The 16,715-nt window shown below is 40.0% G+C and carries 12 protein-coding genes, 1 other RNA gene and 1 pseudogene; 9 read left to right on the top strand and 5 right to left on the bottom strand.

The genetic code is table 11. From position 1 onward, the window contains the following. Positions 1-9 precede the first annotated feature (9 nt). The 6 genes from CWB65_RS05675 to CWB65_RS05655 all read left to right on the top strand — a co-directional run bounded on the left by CWB65_RS05675 (position 10) and on the right by CWB65_RS05655 (position 4,925). On the top strand, positions 10-1,440 hold the full coding sequence (locus CWB65_RS05675; RefSeq protein WP_008129267.1) for a sugar porter family MFS transporter: 1,431 nt from the start codon (positions 10-12) through the stop codon (positions 1,438-1,440). A 224-nt stretch (positions 1,441-1,664) separates the two neighbouring features. After that, positions 1,665-2,309 carry an OmpP1/FadL family transporter gene (locus tag CWB65_RS20165; RefSeq protein WP_008129266.1) on the top strand — a complete coding sequence of 215 codons (645 nt, stop codon included), beginning with the start codon at positions 1,665-1,667 and terminating at the stop codon, positions 2,307-2,309. Continuing rightward, positions 2,210-2,923 (top strand): OmpP1/FadL family transporter, encoded by a 714-nt coding sequence (locus tag CWB65_RS20160; RefSeq protein ID WP_256438041.1) that lies wholly within the window; start codon positions 2,210-2,212, stop codon positions 2,921-2,923. The genes CWB65_RS20165 and CWB65_RS20160 overlap by 100 nt, the downstream gene beginning before the upstream one ends. A 1-nt stretch (position 2,924) precedes the next feature. Beyond that, positions 2,925-3,338: a YeeE/YedE family protein gene (locus tag CWB65_RS05665; RefSeq protein ID WP_008129261.1), complete on the top strand. Its 414-nt coding sequence runs from the start codon at positions 2,925-2,927 to the stop codon at positions 3,336-3,338. Between the two features lie 3 nt (positions 3,339-3,341). Further along, positions 3,342-3,743, top strand: coding sequence for a DUF6691 family protein (locus CWB65_RS05660; RefSeq protein WP_008129258.1), 402 nt, complete (start codon positions 3,342-3,344; stop codon positions 3,741-3,743). Positions 3,744-3,845: 102 nt separating this feature from the next. After that, the gene (locus CWB65_RS05655) at positions 3,846-4,925 is read left to right on the top strand and encodes a mechanosensitive ion channel family protein (protein WP_138740112.1); all 1,080 of its coding nucleotides are present in this window, start codon (positions 3,846-3,848) and stop codon (positions 4,923-4,925) included. 29 nt (positions 4,926-4,954) lie between these two features. On the opposite strand, the gene CWB65_RS05650 is transcribed toward CWB65_RS05655, so the two are convergent. Next, positions 4,955-7,090: a TonB-dependent siderophore receptor gene (locus CWB65_RS05650; RefSeq protein WP_138740111.1), complete on the bottom strand. Its 2,136-nt coding sequence runs from the start codon at positions 7,088-7,090 to the stop codon at positions 4,955-4,957. A gap of 221 nt (positions 7,091-7,311) precedes the next feature. Here CWB65_RS05650 and zigA point away from each other — a divergent pair, with 221 nt between their 5' ends. After that, entirely contained in the window at positions 7,312-8,511 is a 1,200-nt protein-coding gene (gene zigA / locus CWB65_RS05645) for a zinc metallochaperone GTPase ZigA (RefSeq protein WP_138740110.1), read from the top strand. After that, positions 8,511-9,206, top strand: a pseudogene (locus CWB65_RS05640) (DUF1826 domain-containing protein). Before zigA ends, CWB65_RS05640 begins: the two are co-directional and overlap by 1 nt. A gap of 54 nt (positions 9,207-9,260) precedes the next feature. On the opposite strand, the gene CWB65_RS05635 reads toward CWB65_RS05640, so the two are convergent. The 3 genes from CWB65_RS05635 to CWB65_RS05625 form a co-directional block, all read right to left on the bottom strand. Continuing rightward, positions 9,261-12,023 carry a response regulator gene (locus CWB65_RS05635; protein ID WP_138740109.1) on the bottom strand — a complete coding sequence of 921 codons (2,763 nt, stop codon included), beginning with the start codon at positions 12,021-12,023 and terminating at the stop codon, positions 9,261-9,263. 195 nt (positions 12,024-12,218) lie between these two features. Beyond that, positions 12,219-12,315, bottom strand: an RNA gene (gene ffs / locus CWB65_RS05630) — signal recognition particle sRNA small type. Between the two features lie 138 nt (positions 12,316-12,453). Then, positions 12,454-13,326: a DUF3014 domain-containing protein gene (locus tag CWB65_RS05625; RefSeq protein WP_008126701.1), complete on the bottom strand. Its 873-nt coding sequence runs from the start codon at positions 13,324-13,326 to the stop codon at positions 12,454-12,456. Between the two features lie 231 nt (positions 13,327-13,557). Here CWB65_RS05625 and CWB65_RS05620 point away from each other — a divergent pair, with 231 nt between their 5' ends. Beyond that, positions 13,558-14,703 carry a patatin-like phospholipase family protein gene (locus tag CWB65_RS05620; protein WP_033019545.1) on the top strand — a complete coding sequence of 382 codons (1,146 nt, stop codon included), beginning with the start codon at positions 13,558-13,560 and terminating at the stop codon, positions 14,701-14,703. A 1-nt stretch (position 14,704) separates the two neighbouring features. On the opposite strand, the gene CWB65_RS05615 is transcribed toward CWB65_RS05620, so the two are convergent. Continuing rightward, a complete protein-coding gene (locus CWB65_RS05615) occupies positions 14,705-16,678 on the bottom strand; it encodes a monovalent cation:proton antiporter family protein (protein ID WP_138740108.1) in 1,974 nt (657 codons plus the stop codon). Positions 16,679-16,715 lie beyond the last annotated feature (37 nt).

Raw genomic sequence — 16,715 nt, 5'->3', positions numbered from 1 at the left:
CACACAATTATGACATCACCTATCTCGCCGAGCAGTAATAGCTCGGCGCACACATTGGGCACATGCTCTCTTTTTTATGTAATTTTTATATCGGCCGTGGCTGCTATTGGTGGCTTTTTATTTGGTTTTGACTCGGGCGTTATTAACGGCACGGTGTCGGCGCTCGGCAATGCGTTTAATTCAAGCAGTGTGGCTACGGGCTTCAATGTGGCATCGGTATTATTAGGGTGCGCCGTGGGGGCACTTGCTGCGGGGCCGCTGGCTGATAGGTTTGGTCGCCGCGCAATTATGATCATCACCGCGATTATTTTTGCCATTAGTGCGTTTGGCTCGGGCATTAGCGAAAGCTCGGGCGAGTTTATTTTTTACCGCTTATTTGGTGGTTTAGGTATTGGTGCTGCATCGGTATTGGCGCCAGCTTATATTGCAGAGGTTGCACCACCAGCCCTTCGTGGTCGTTTAGCTACATTACAACAACTCGCTATTGTATTGGGTTTATTTGCTGCGTTTTTAAGTAATTATTTAATTGCTGATGCGGCAGGTAGTGCGCAAAACATTTTAATGCTTGATATAGCCGCTTGGCGCTGGATGTTTTGGGTTGAGCTTGTGCCTGCAATACTGTTTTTAGTGGGTGTGTTGTTTATTCCTGAGTCGCCTCGTTATTTAGTGGCGCAAGGTAAAGTAGACGATGCAAAAACGGTATTTAGTAAAATTTCGAACGACAGTGCTGATGCGCAAATAAGCGATGTTAAAAGCTCTTTGCATAGCGATAAAAAGCCGAGTATTCGTGATTTATTTATTGATGGCAGTAAAAAAGTACACCCAATTGTTTGGGCGGGTGTTGCGCTGAGTGTATTTCAGCAATTTGTAGGTATTAACGTGGTATTTTATTACGGCTCTGAGCTTTGGCAAGCTGCTGGGTTTGACGAGTCGCAATCGCTATTTATAAATGTATTAGCGGGTACTACTAATATTGTATCGACCTTTATTGCTATTGCCCTTGTTGACAAAATTGGTCGGAAACCACTTTTACTTGTGGGCAGTGTGGGTATGTTTATTAGCTTAAGTGCGCTTACTTATATATTTGGCAGCGCAGGCCTTGATGAAGCAGGCAAGCTTGCACTTAGCGATAACATGGGTACGTTTGCGCTTATAATGGCTAACTTATTTGTGGTATTTTTTGGTTTAAGTTGGGGCCCGGTTGTGTGGGTGTTATTAGGCGAGATGTTTAATAACCGTATTCGCGGCGCAGCGCTTGCTGTTGCTGCAAGCGCACAGTGGATTGCTAACTTTGCCATTACCATGACCTTCCCTATTATGCTGGCTAATATTGGCCTTGCAGGTGCGTACGGCTTTTATGCGTTATCGGCACTTATTAGTATATTTTTTGTTGTTAAATACATTAAAGAGACCCGAGGTAAAACACTTGAGTCTATGTAATTAGCCCAATAAAAAGCGGTGAACCCTCTCACCGCTTTGTGTTTTTTAGTTAAATGATTGATTCAACAGTTGTATGCAAGGATTAAGAAGTTACTGCGCTAAATATTGGATTCACTACCCACCCTTAATATTCTTTTTTACTATAAGTAATCGATTTAAATTCCTTTTTTGAATATAGAAAATTAGCTATTGTCCGCCTTTTCCAACTACGTATGTCTGTCAAAATGAAAAATAAGTTAGTATCTGGTTTGGCCCTAACCTTTACCCTAGGTTCTTTTAACGTACTTGCTACCAATGGGTATTTTACTCATGGTTATGGCATGACCCACAAAGGCATGGCAGGTGCGGGTGTTGCGCTATCGGAAGAGTTGATGTCGGGTGCAAATAATCCTGCTAGCTTTAATGTAAATGACACTGAAATTTCAGTTGGGTTAGAGTTATTTTCACCTGATAGAAAATACACAGCTTCATCTGTAGATACGTTTTATCCTAATGCGCTTTATCTTGAAGCAAAAACCCAAAAAAGTGATAACACGTTATTTGCCATTCCTGAATTTGCCATTGGCCACCAGCTCAATGACAAAATAAATATTGGCTTATTAGTTTACGGCAATGGCGGCATGAACACCGACTACAACGCCGAGTCAGAACCCGAAGGCACATTTTATGCTGGCACGACTGGCGTTGATTTAAAGCAGATGTTTATTAGCCCAACTATTAACTACCAGTTAAATGAGCAAACAAAAGTGGGGGTTCACCTATTTATGTTGTGCAACAGTTTAAAGCGACAGGCCTTGGAAACTTTGCGCCTTTTTCGCAATCGCCCCAAGCGCTTACAAATAATGACACCGACACCAGCACAGGTTTAGGTGTACAAGTAGGTATAACTCAAACCGTAGGCACATCGTTTAGCTGGGGTGCCAGTTACCGCTCATCGGTGTCTATGGAAGAGTTTGATAGCTATAAAGGTTTATTCGCAGAAAACGGTGGCTTTGATTTACCAAGCTCGATTCAAATTGGTGCCGCTTATAAGTTAACGCCTACAAACCAAGTTGTATTTGATTGGCAAAAAATAAACTACAGTGAAGTTAAAAGCATTGCCAATCCAATGAGTAACTTAATGTCTGCACCTTTAGGTGCAAGCGCAGGTGCAGGGTTTGGCTGGGAAGATATGGATATATATAAATTAGGCTATCAGTGGCAGCGCACTGCAAAACAAAAAATTCGCTTTGGTGTTTCATACACGCAACAGCCTATTCCATCGTCTGAGGTGTTATTTAATATTTTAGCGCCGGGTGTACAAGAGTGGCATTTTACAACGGGTTTTAGTCATGAAGTTAGCGAAAAAGTACAATTAAACGCTATGGCTTTTTACTCGCCAGCTAAAAAAGTATCGGGTGCAAACTTTTTAGCGCCTAACCAACAATTATCAATTGAAATGCAGCAGTCTGGTGTTGGTGTATCTATTGTTTGGGGGATTTAAAATGGTAACCGAATTTACGCCCATTTCAGCCGCTTTAGGCGGTGCTTTAATAGGCATAGCCTGCGCACTATTACTGGTTTTATTTGGCAAAGTAGCCGGTATTTCAGGATTAGTTAAATCGCTGTTCACCCCATTAAAATCCGATAATGTATGGAAAGTATGCTTTATTGCAGGCTTACTAATTGCAGGCGTTGCTACCTCATTTATTGCACCTGAATTATTAGAGGGCGATTTAAATATACCCTCTTGGTTAATTATTGTAGCGGGACTTTTAGTGGGTGTAGGTACTTCACTTGCTAATGGTTGTACAAGCGGGCATGGCGTGTGTGGTATGTCGCGTTTTTCTACTCGCTCTTGGGTTTCAACATGTGTGTTTATGCTTGTTGCCGTTATCACTGCTAACTTAATTGGATAAAACATGAAAGCAATTACATCGGTGTTTTTAGGCTTTATTTTCGGCATTGGTCTTATTATTAGTGGAATGACTAACCCTGATAAAGTACTCAATTTTTTAACCTTTGGCGAGAACTGGGATGGCAGTTTAATTATTGTAATGGCTGTAGCCATGGGAATAATGATGTTGGCGTGGTTTTGGGTTTCTAAAAAAGACAGCCCTTTATTTGGTGAAACATTTAGCCTGAGTAATCTAAAAAATGTAGATCGTAGATTAATTACGGGCTCTGTTTTGTTTGGTTTAGGGTGGGGATTGAGTGGTATTTGCCCAGGCCCAGGCTTGGTTCAGTTAGTGTCACTCAAAATGGAGTTTTGGCTGTTTTTTGCCTCCGTGTTGAGTGGAATGTGGTTGGCTAAAAAAATATAAGCGACTATTGCCGAGCTTGTCTCGGCAATACACTTTTTTTATTCTAAACATAGGTACATAACTTGCTGTAATAAATATAAATATATTTATTAGGTTTAAGTTATGCTCAAAAATACGCTTGATGTTATTAATAACACCCCTTGGTTGAGTACAGTAGCTTACCTTTCAATCATAACTATACTCTTGTTTTTTATTCGTTTTTTTATAATGTATTGGTTACAAAAGTGGACATCAAAAACCACTTTTACCTTCGATACCCTACTTCTTGATTCAATATCTAAACCACTCACACTTTGCACATTTATTGTGCTAATCACCATTTTGGAGCACGATACATTCGTTATTGACCCCGAGTTAGCGAACCGAATTCCGTTCAACAGCATCAATATTGTATTAGCTTTACTTGCACTTATTTTCTTTTTAAATCACTTTATTATTGGCACGGTTAATCACTACGCTAAACAATCTGCCGTTATATTCAATTCTCAAAGTATTATTAAGGGGGTTATTCGCGTTACATTGTTTTCAGTAGGGTTGTTGGTTTTATTAGGCACATTGGGTATTTCAATTACACCTATTATTGCATCTCTTGGTATTACGTCATTGGCGGTGGCACTTGCTCTGCAACCCACCCTTGAAAACTTTTTTTCGGGCGTACAGCTCGTTATAGATAAACCCATACGCGTAGGTGATTTTATTGAGCTTGAGTCAAAGGAGCAAGGCTTTGTAGAAAAAATTGGTTGGCGCTCTACGTGGGTTAAAATGCTGCCAAATAATATGATTATTATTCCTAATAGTCAGCTTTCTAAATCGCGTATTATTAATTACTTTTACCCCGAAAAAGAGCTGAGTGTACCTGTTGATGTAAGCGTTCACTACAGCTCAGACTTAGAGTTTGTAGAACAAGTAACGCTTGAAGTTGCGCGCCAAATACTGATTGACCATGAGTGGGGCGTTGATGATTACAATACCTTTGTGGTGTATCACACCTTTGATAACTCAAGTATTAATTTTACCGTAATGCTGCGCGCAAAAGAGTACTTTAATCGGTTTTGGGTTAAATCTGCTTTTATTAAAGCGCTGCACAAACGCTATAACCAAGAAGGTATTGTGATCCCCTTTCCTATTACAGCTATTAACACAGCGCAAGAAGCCGCTAATTTTAATAGTGATAAAAATTAAGCGCGAGATAAGCTCGCGCTTAATTTACTTTAAAATTTATAGGTTACTTGGCCTACTATTTCACGTGGGCTGCCCGGGAAGTGGCCGTTACGCTCACTAAAGCCACTTACTGCATATTCTTTATCAAATATATTATTAATATTTACGCTTAATAACACATCGTCAAAGCGGGTACTCCAGCTCATGTCAAATACGGTAAAGGGTTTAACTTTTTGGCCGTCTTGGCTTATTTGCTCGCTTACGTAATTTGCGCCAAATGCTATAGACGAGTCGATGCTATCAAGCGCAAAACGCGACCATAAACCAGCTTGGTGGCGCGGGGCATTAGCAAAACGAGAGCCATCACCGTAGGTGCTTGAAATAGTATCGCCCGTTACACCCTCAACAACCAGTGTATCGTTATATGCGTAGTTAGCAGTTAGCGTCCAGTGCTCGGTTAAATCGCCCACCAGCGTTGTTTCAAACCCACGGCTTTCTACCTCACCTATATTTAAAAGCGCTGCAATGCCGTCACCCGCGCCAGTGTCGTCTGGGTTACTCATTACTACGTTTTCTTTATTAATTTGGTAAATAGCAAAGGTGCTCATAATTTTGCCATTAAGCCATTGGTTTTTCATACCAATTTCGGTTTGTTTACCGGTTTCTGGGGTTAAATTGCCCTCGCCCTCTACATCTTCTTGATCGCCTGATGATGCGGGGTTAAAGCTTTCTGAGTAATTTATGTATACCGATGTGTTTTCAACAGGTTGGTATGTAACAGCCACGCGCGGTGTTACATCGTTATCTGAGTAACTGTAACCGGTTTCTTTGTTTAGCTCTTTAAAATGGTCATAGCGCAAGCCTGCAATAACTGTCCATTGCTCGTTAATGCTTACAACATCTTGTACGTATAGTCCAAAACGGTCAGTATCAACACCATCGCGGTTCATGTCTGTCAGGTTATAAGTACTTGGGTCGGTTTCGCCGTAATTTAAGTCAAATATGTTTAAGTTAGCCACACCGTCTGCTTCATAACGGGCGCGTAAGTAATCGTACTCGGTATCGACTATGTGGTAGTCGCCACCAAACAATACTTGGTGCGCTAATTGGCCTTGCTCAAAGCTATAAACAAAGTCGGTGGTTAAGCTTGTTTCTTCGTTGGCGCGGTATTGCTTTCGGTATTCGCGTTTAATGGTTTCGTCATCAATGTTGGCTTCACCATCGCCGTTTACATCTACCCAGTTTTGCGACTCATGATAAGCTTGGTCGCGTTCGTTATCCATGTAACGCAGTGTGCTACTTACAGAAAAATCATCATTAAAGTAATGCTTTAGCTTACCTTGCAGCACTAACGCTTCCATGTCTTGGTAGTCAAATGCTTCATTTGCGTTGTAACTAGGGTCAACTAAAAAATTACCGTTGTCATCTACCGGTACACCACGTAAACGGTTACCGCCTAAGTCTTGTTTGATGTAGTCAACAGTGGTGGTTAGTGTGGTTGAATCTGTTAAATCAAATAATAAACCACCGGTAAACTCACTGTTTTTTGAATCTGCATTATTACGAAAGCTGTCTTGCTCTTCGTAATAACCACCTACACGATACGCCATGGTGTCGGTTAAACCGCCGGTCATATCAAGTGAGGCACCACGCGTGTTGTAATTGCCAAGCGTTATTTTTAGCTCTTTGCTTTGCGTGTACGAAGGCTTTTTAGTCACATAGTTGATCATACCGCCTGGCTCACCACCACCATATAACGCAGAGGCTGGGCCTTTTAATACTTCTACACGCGCTACATTAAATAATTGCGGTACACCAAAGCCCGAGTACGGATCGCCACGTACGCCATCGTAAAATACATTGGCATCGTCTCTAAAACCACGAAAAGTAACGCCTGAATAACTATACTCACTTACCCCGGCTATTGAGCGGTATAAATCGGTAATATCGCGCGCGGCTTGGTCAATAATAAGTTGCTCGGTTAATACCTGCGCAGATTGCGGTAATTTAATAAGATCTAAATCCGTTTTAGTCCCAATTTTACTTTCGGTTTCTAGGTAAAACTGCTGAGCACGGCCTGTTACTTCAATTGTTTCAATTTCGTTATTTTGCTCGGCAAATGCCACATTAGAAAAAGCAGAAAAAGACGCAGCAATACTGAGCGCCAAATATTTTTGGTTAAACATGTTGATCCAGAGAAGATAATTACAAGGCAATACAAATGATAACGACTATCATTGCTATGTGCAATGTGAATAATTTCATATTCACCTTTATTTTTCGTATGAAGAGTTTTGAGCAATACACTAAATCTGCAGCTCAGTTTTGAATAAATTAATTAGCATTACTGGAATACGGTATTGATATAATATAACATATCCAAATTGCAATTTAGTAAGATTATTAAATGATAAATAAACTGCCCGTCACAGTGTTATCAGGTTTTTTGGGGGCTGGTAAAACAACCGTTCTTAGCCATATTCTTAATAACAGACAAGGTAAAAAAGTCGCCGTTATAGTAAACGATATGAGCGATATAAATATCGATGCATCCACTATTAAAAGTGGTGTATCGCTCAATTACAGTAATGAAAAACTGGTCGAGATGAGTAACGGTTGTATTTGCTGTACCCTACGAGAAGACTTACTTATTGAAGTGGGCAAATTTGCCAATGATGGGCGTTTTGATTACCTCGTCATTGAATCTACAGGCATATCTGAGCCCCTCCCCGTTGCAGAAACATTTACCTTTGCCGACGAAAACGGGGTTTCACTTAGTGATGTTGCCACCCTCGATACCATGGTAACAGTGGTTGACGCCGTTAACTTTTTAAACGACTACGAGCAAGCAAATGATTTACAAGATACCGGCGAATCATTAGGAGAAGACGACGAGCGAAGCGTTGCCGACTTACTTGTTGACCAAGTTGAATTTGCCGATGTTATTTTAATTAGTAAAACTGATTTAATTACAAACGATGAATTAAATAGACTCACTGCCATTTTAAATACGCTCAATACTCAAGCTAACATTATTCCTATTTCAAACGGCCATATTAATATTAACGAAGTGCTAAACACCGGTTTATTTAATTTTGAACGTGCCCAACAAGCACCGGGTTGGCTTAAAGAAATGCGTGGTGAACATATTCCCGAAACCGAAGAGTATGGTATTAGCAGCTTTAATTACACTGCGCGCCGCCCATTTGCCCCAGAAAAGTTTTATAACTTTTTGCACAATACCGAGCAATTTGGCAAGCTCATTCGTTCTAAAGGTTATTTTTGGCTCGCAACGCGCCCTTTATTTTGCGCGCAGTGGAGCCAAGCTGGCGGTATAGCGCATTACGGGTTTGCAGGCATGTTTTATAAAGCAATTCCTAAAAAAGACTGGCCCACAGAGCCCGAACTACTTGCTGATATAAACAGTAAGTGGTTAGAGCCCTTTGGTGACATGCGCCAAGAGCTTGTTTTTATTGGTCAGTCGTTAGATAAAAAAGCCATGATTAAAGCGCTTGATGACTGCCTACTCCCAGAAGATGCTGTTCTAAAAGGTAAAGATTTTTGGAAAACCTTTAATGACCCGTTTCCTATTTGGGAGGAAGAGTAATGAATGCCCTAGCCCCAATAACAGCCCAAGTAAAACCGGCTGAACCGCTATACCGAAGAGCAGCTATAGAGAGTAATGCCAATGTATTGCCACAAATTTATAACCAAGATACTAACATTGTTATTTGGCAAAGAGACCTTGAGCAAACATTAACAAGTGCCGTTAATACACTCATTAGCGCTAATGCTTTAAAACCAATTGAGCTTGCGGTATCGCCCGATGATGCGTTTGATCAATTAATAAAAGCGCTTAAGCCAGAAGATAATAACCGCGATTAAATTAAAGCTTTGTGTGAAGACATCACACTGTTGGTTGAAATGTTTTGCTGCCTATTTGATTTAAAACACGCCGGTTTGAGGTTAAAAATATTAGATAGACCCATGTGCCCGCGCTTTCACGTAGACAAAATTCCGTGTCGGCTAGTGACTACTTATCACGGCGTTGCAACGCAGTGGTTAAATCACAGCGATGTAAGCCGCTCAAAGCTCGGTACTGGTAATTTAGGTAAGCCTGATGAGGAGTCTGGCTTAATTAAAAGCCTAAATAATATTAACCAGCTAACAGAAGGCGATGTTGCACTGCTTAAAGGCGAATACTGGGATGAAAACGAAGGCGCAGGTTTAGTGCATCGCTCGCCACCGTTGGCTGGAACTAATAGCGCCCCTAGGTTACTGCTTACTCTCGATTTTATATAAAATTAAAGCGCCATTCATAAAGGCCATATTTTGTCTGGCCTTTATCAATTATACTTAACTTATCTTTGTAAGGTTATTAGCAATAACACTATATAGCCCCTGAGAGTTAACCGGTTTTGAAATAAAGTCATCCATACCTACATCTAAACAACGCTGCTTATCTTCTTCATATGCATTGGCTGTAATAGCGATAATTGGAACCCTTTTATCTTCCCCTATTTCATTTTCGCGAATGCGTATAGTACATTCATAACCGTCCATATTAGGCATTTGACAGTCCATTAAAATTAAATCAAACACATTACTTTTTAATGTTTTAAGCGCTTCTAAACCGTCGTTTGCCATTGTAATAGTAACAGCTGTTGGCTCTAGCATTTTTGCAATTACTTGGCGATTTATCGGATTGTCTTCTACTAGCAAAATATGCTTATTGATCAAATCTGGTAAAGATTGCTCTTGTACACGTTTTGCTAAATCGACAATTTTCGCTTCAGGTGCATGTATCGAAAACTTAATCGTACTGCCCAAACCTGGCACGCTATTGAGGGTTATTTCACCCTCCATTTTTTTAATCAAACCTTGGCAAATAGCCAGCCCAAGCCCTGTACCGCCATACTTACGAGCTACGCTAGCATCTGCTTGGGTAAACTCACTAAAAAGTAATAGTTGCTGCTCTTTTTCAATCCCAATTCCGCTATCAGACACACTTACCGTCAGTTGCTCATCTTTGTAATCAAACGATAAACGCACAAACCCAGCCTGAGTAAACTTTTGTGCATTTGACAATAAGTTAATAATTATTTGATTTAAACGTAAGTCATCTACATTTAAGCAATCAGGCAAGTCTGGGCTGCGCTGAATAATAAACTCAACATTGTTAGAATGAATAATGGGTGAGAATAACGAGTGTATATTTTCTATAAACGGAGCAAGCAAAGTAGCACGGGGGCTTATTTGCATAGCGTTAGCTTCAATTTTAGAAAAATCTAAAATATCATTTAATATTTGTAGTAAATTTTTTGAGCTTTTTTGTTGTGTTTCAAGAAGGTCACGCTGCTCATCGGTAAGGGTGGTATCACGAAGTAATACCTCACCCATACCTAAGATCCCGTTCATAGGCGTGCGCAGTTCATGACTCATATTGGCCAAAAACTGTGACTTAGCTTTATTAGCTTCATTAGCAGATTTAACTGCTTTTGTTAGCTCATCTGTTTGCTCTGCCACTTTAACTTCCAATTGCTGGTTAAATTGGCTTAGCTGTTTATTTAGATCCTGATTTTTAATATTAGACGCTTGTAAGCTCTCTATTGAGTCCCTTAACGCACTTCCCAGCATCTTAAACTGCTCTTGTAGCTGCAGTACTTCGTACCAACTAGACTCTGTATTAAAATGTTGTTTTTCTGATTTATCAAAACCATGCATTAAGTTAGTTAAACCAATAATTGGCTGAACTAATAAGTTAGACAAATGATGTATAAACAACACCACTAAAAATATCAACACTGCACTAAATAATATTGTTGGTAACCAAGCACTTGCTACTACCTTTGTTAAGTGCTTACGATTGTAAAACGTGATGACCTGCCATTTACTAACAGTATCAACATACTGATTGGTATGAAATACTTCATTATTAACAGAACGGAACAGTTGATTATCGCCCAAGTTACTTATCGTAAAATCTAAAGTTTTAAAGTCAGCCAAAATGTCAAATTGTGCTAATGAGCTAAAAACAATCCTTTGCTCAGCATCGAGTATAATTAGCTCACCAGTTTGGTTAAACAAATTCGGTATATATTGCTCTAAACGTTCAAGCTTTAACGACCCTTCCACTACACCATAAAACTCATCATTTCTGTAAATAGGGGCAGAAAGTGCAACTATAGGTTCATTACCAAGGCCACGCCCCTGAAACACACCACTGCTATAACCTTGAGGATACTGTTTAGCTTGAGAGAAATAAGGGCGGTCGTTAACAAAACGCTTTTCTTCACTAAGTCCTTCTAATAATGTGCTGGGAATACTTTTAGCAACATAGCCATTTGGCATTGCATATAAGCTTGTAGTAAAACCTGGGTATAAATCCATTAACTGCGTTAACTGTTGTTGTATAGTAATTCCACCACCTATGGCATCACTGCTCATTACCACCGCGTTTTTATGAAACTGTAAATAGTCATTCAACTGTGTGCTAATTGATTTTGCTTTTTCTTCAAGCTGAGCATTTACCTCATACTCTATGCGTGAGTGATGATCGTTCACCAAAAAAACACTTGTAATAAGGACAACCAAAACAATAATTACGCTGACAACATAGCTAAGAATACGGGCTAGTGGGCGTCCTTGATAAGCACGACTAGCAAAGGGAACAAATATGCTCATCAAATCAACGAGTGCTAAGCTTATTAATGCATTTACCAGGTATTTAAACACTGCAACAATAAGCGTTAGCGATGCTAAATCCATTACAAACTGGCCTATACCCCAAATGATAGGCAGCCCAACTAAAAACCAAAATACGGCACCTAAGGGTAAAATAGGTTTAAAGCGTCTTAAACAAAAAATATAAAGCCATAAAAGCTCCAACAAATAAACTATGCTGGGCCAACAGTGCCCCCACCTATAGAGTAAAAAGCTTGAGACAATTGCGAGCGTAAGGCAGGAATAACGCAGCCCAGTGAATACTAAGCTGCATAAAACAAAAAATTGTCCAAATAAAAATTCAGAACTATCGAAAAAATACAGGGGTAAAAGGTTAACCAACCCGCCTATTAACCCTAATAAAATAGCTAGTGCCCACTTACTTCTTTGAGACATTACAACAACCCTTGGGCATCTGATTTAACATGTGTAGCGTTAACGTTAACGTATTATTTCATTATTGCGCAATATCTAAGTGTTGTCTATATGGCAGAAATATAGGGAATATCAGAAAATAAACTTGTGTGTATTTGGTTAAAGTTTTTTAAATTGATTAGCTGTAGTCACCCAAATGAGGAATTTGGGTGGCAGTCTTACCAGCCACATCTCGGCACACACGTCACAAACTGTGGCTGCTCCCTTCCGGGCCTGACCAGGTTCGCCTGCTAGTGTTGCGAGAGGACCAATAAGACTACCATTGAGGGCCTTGGTTGGCGCGGAAGAGATTATCTCTACTTTTACTGTGTTATTCAAGGGATAATCAAAAAAGAAGGTGCGATTGCATACTTCATATACAATCGCGGCTTTTAAATTTAATTTGTGACTGTTATTTGCTCTCTAATTGCGCTTTTATATTACGAAGTGCTGCTTTTACTTTTTTCATGTTGTCTGGACCCATGCGTAAAAGCTGTTTTTGAGCAGCAGGAAGTTGCTCCCACTCTGAAAACGCATACTGATAAGTTACTGAGTCACGTAAAAGTGGTAAGGCGCCTTCAGGCTCCGGAGTATCAAGTAGTAAATCGATAGCGTCGTTCAATGTTTGTTTAAACTCGTCATCGCCATAACCAATTTCAGTGTATGCATCGTTAATAAGTGGCTGGTACTCTTCAAACATACGGACCACTTGCGCTGCACTCATGCTAGTAAAAATTTTTACATACGGTGTGTAACGCTCATAACTATTTGGATCAATTGTTAAAATATCCCCTTCGGTAACACTGAAGCTTTCTTGGGGTTTAATAACAGGGTTGTGTTTTTTAGCTACTTTGCCTTGAGCTAAGTTGTCAATAAAAACAACACCTCGACGAATAACATCATCAGTGACTAATAGGCTCATCACAGAGTCACTTAGGTACTCGTCAATTTTGGCAACAACCATAGTATCACTATCGTTTAAGGCAGGTAACGTAGCTACTTCTGGTTCGGGTTCAACTATGCGCTGCGCTGGCACTTCGAGCTCTGCCGGCTGTTCAACTGCTGTTGGCTCTTCTGGCTCAATTATATCTGGTTCATTTAATGGCTTAAGTTCCATTATTGGCCGCTCTTTAACGGGCTCTGTTGCTTCTATGCGCGCAACCGGTTCGTCACTTGGTTTGAGTAATACAAATGCAACCACACAAGCAACAACAATTAGCGTAATAATGGCAAGAAGTAAGTTACTGTTTGTTGAGCGTTTTTGAACATCTGGTGAGTCTGACATACGAACTCCATAAAAAATAAAAATGCGGTATCACTTAGAGTGGGCTAAGTGGATTAAATTCATTCTGTTCGAGTTTTTTATTAAATCAATAGTTATCTTAAGTTAGACATGCTGAATTCAGCATTAAATTATACAGTTATAACTCTATGAACAGTTAACCTTTGATTCTTCTAGCTTAAAGACTTACAGTTAATAAATAAAGTAAAGACGTTGAACAGTTTAACCACCAATATGAAAATTAAGCAAATAGATCCCAAAAAACCTAAAACAGCCTTATTACTCACTGGTGGTGGTGCTCGAGCGGCGTATCAAGTAGGTGTTTTAAAAGCGCTAGCGCATAGTATGCCACGTACGGCACCTCTTCCTTTTAGAATAATAAATGGTACGTCTGCAGGCGCAATAAACTCTGCGGCCTTGGCTTGTTATGCCTCTTGTGCGCACTTAGCAGTGCGAAAATTAGAATCTGTTTGGAAAAACTTTTCGACCTCAATGGTGTATAAAAGTGATTTTTTAAGTGTATTTGGCCATATTGCGCGTAATATTTTAACTAGCTTTCAATCAGAGCATATTAACCACCCACCAGCAAGCTTGCTTAACAACCGCCCTTTACGTGGTTTACTTAACGAAATTTTAGACTTGCATCGCATAGAGCGTAATTTACACCGAAACTATTTAGAAGCGCTTTCGATTACAGCCTCAAGCTATACCACAGGTGATTCAGTCGCTTTTTTTCAGTCAAATACACAAACAGCTTGGCAAAGAGCTAAACGAGAAGGCCGCCCAACACGCATTAATGTTGAGCATTTAATGGCATCAAGTGCTATTCCAATGGTGTTCCCAAGCGTGAATATTCATAATCATTACTTTGGTGATGGTTCTATACATCAACTATCGCCACTTAGCCCTTCAATACATTTGGGTGCCGAAAAAATATTTATCATTGGTGTAGATGAACCTAAAGAGCCGCATCTACCGGGATATACTGCGCATTATCCTGGGCTTTCTGCTGTAGCCGGACACTTGCTTGATAGTGTATTTACCGACACCATGCAGTCAGATTTAGAACGCTTAGATAGAATAAACCGCACTTTGGGGCTTTTACCTGCACGAGATAAACACCAAGAGCTAAAGCAAATAGATAGCTTTATTATTAACCCCTCACAAAACTTTAATGTCATTGCAGCACAGTATTACAACGATATGCCATGGGCGATAAAAGTATTATTGCGTACTATTGGTGTTAAAAAGCACTCTCAATCAAGTTTAACGAGTTACTTATTATTTGAAAAACGCTATACCCAGCACTTAATGGAAATAGGGTATCAAGACGGCATGGCTAAGCTACCTGAAATAAGAGCTTTTTTAGGGCTCGATTAATTTATTCAATGCCGTCTAATAAAAAATGTTCTACGCGTTCCACACGCCTTGGTTTACCTTGTAAAACGAGTATATCGTTGGCAAGCAAAATGATTTGATCTGAAGGGGCGTCTATTTCTCGGTCTTGGCGTCGTAATGCCTTAATAGATACCTTGCGCTTTACTAAATTAAGCTCATTTATACTTTTATTAACCGCATGTGCTTTATCGGGCAGAGCAACCACATGCAAATACTCTAATTTATCTGAATTACTTTCATCGTTGCTTATATGCTCACCTGTAAAAAAACTTTGCAAAAATTGATAACGATTTCTTCGCTCATCACTCACTCGCCTAATAATTCGGCTCATGGGTACACCCGACATAGACAAAACATGCGAGACTATCATTAAACTTGCTTCAAGCGTTTCTGGTACAACTTCAGTGACACCAAGCTCTCGTAGTTTTTCAAGCTGGCTATCGTCTCGGGTACGTATAAGTATTTTTACCTCTGGAGCTATTTGCTTTATTGCATCTATCACTATTTGTGTTTGTTCAAACTCGGTAAATGTAATAATCACCAACCGCGCTCGCTCTACGCCCGCACACTTTAAAATATCTTTTTGTTTAACGTGGCCAAATATTACAGGCTCACCTGCAGCCTTACCTTCTTGAACAAGTATGGGGTTACTTTCAACAGCAACATATTCAATAGCTTCTGGCTTTAAAAAGCGCGCTATAGTTTGCCCTACCCTCGAAAAACCACAGATGACTACATGGTTTGTGTAAAGTGCACTTACTTGTGGCTCACCTTCCCATGCAATGCTTGGGCTATTTAATAACCCTAAACGCCTTAAAATATAGGGTGTTTTTTCAATTAAAAATGGTGTTAACGCCATCGATAACACACCAAGGGCAATTAAAAATGAAATGTGTTCGCTGGTTAATAATTGATGCTGCCTACCCAAGGCAATTAATACAAAACCAAATTCACCCATTTGCCACAGCATAATGCCACACGCTAATGAGTCCTGCTTTCGCTCACCCATAAGTTGTGCACTGATGGCAACCACAGCTATTTTTAAAACCAATAATCCAAATAATGCGCCAACAATAATAAGACCATTGCTAAACACATAGAGTAAATCGAGCTGCATGCCTACGGTAACAAAAAAAAGCCCCATTAAGATATCGCGAAATGGCCGTATATCGGCTTCAAGCTGGTGCCTGTAATGACTTTCACCAAGCATCATCCCGGCCAAAAATGCACCTAGCGCCATTGATAAGCCAAACATATAGGTTAGTAAACCCGCAAACAAAGCAACCAGTAGCGTAGTAAGTACAAACAGCTCATCAGTGCGCACTAAGGCTATTTCGCTGAACACTTTAGGCAGTAACCATTTACCAATAGCCCACAGTAATACGCAAACAAAAGCGCCTTTAGTCAGAGAAAATGCTAACGCCCACCCAATTGTTTGTGAATCGCTTGTGGCAAATAAAGGAAGAATAATAAGTAAAGGGACTACGGCAATGTCTTGAAACAACAATACACCGATTGCTAATTGCCCTCTACGCTGATTAAGTTCCCCACTTTCTTTGAGCAATTTAACGACTACCGCCGTTGAAGACAGCGCCATAATCGAACCAATAGTAAAGCTGGTAAGCAAACTGAAGTTTAAACAGTACAAAATTATAATAAGCACTAAGCTTGTTACAATCACCTGCAGTGAACCTAAGCCAAATACAATATTACGCATGGCCATTAATCGAGATATTGAAAACTCAAGCCCTAAGCTAAAAAGCAAAAATACAATACCAAGCTCTGCAACAAAGTCTATTTCGTGCGTATGTTCAAGCCATCCAACGCCATGACTGCCAGCTAAAACACCTGTTGCTAGGTACGCCAAAATTGGCGGCAAACCGATGCGCTTAAAAAACCACACAAAAATAACGGCAACGACAAGTAAGCCAAAAAATTGAGTATTAGTACTTTGCAAATTTGGCCTCCGGCTTCAATTAAACTAGGGGATGTAG

The sequence above is a fragment of the Pseudoalteromonas sp. S554 genome, assembly GCF_005930865.1.
Taxonomy (GTDB): domain Bacteria; phylum Pseudomonadota; class Gammaproteobacteria; order Enterobacterales; family Alteromonadaceae; genus Pseudoalteromonas; species Pseudoalteromonas marina.
This window is presented reverse-complemented; position numbering and strand designations above follow the sequence as displayed.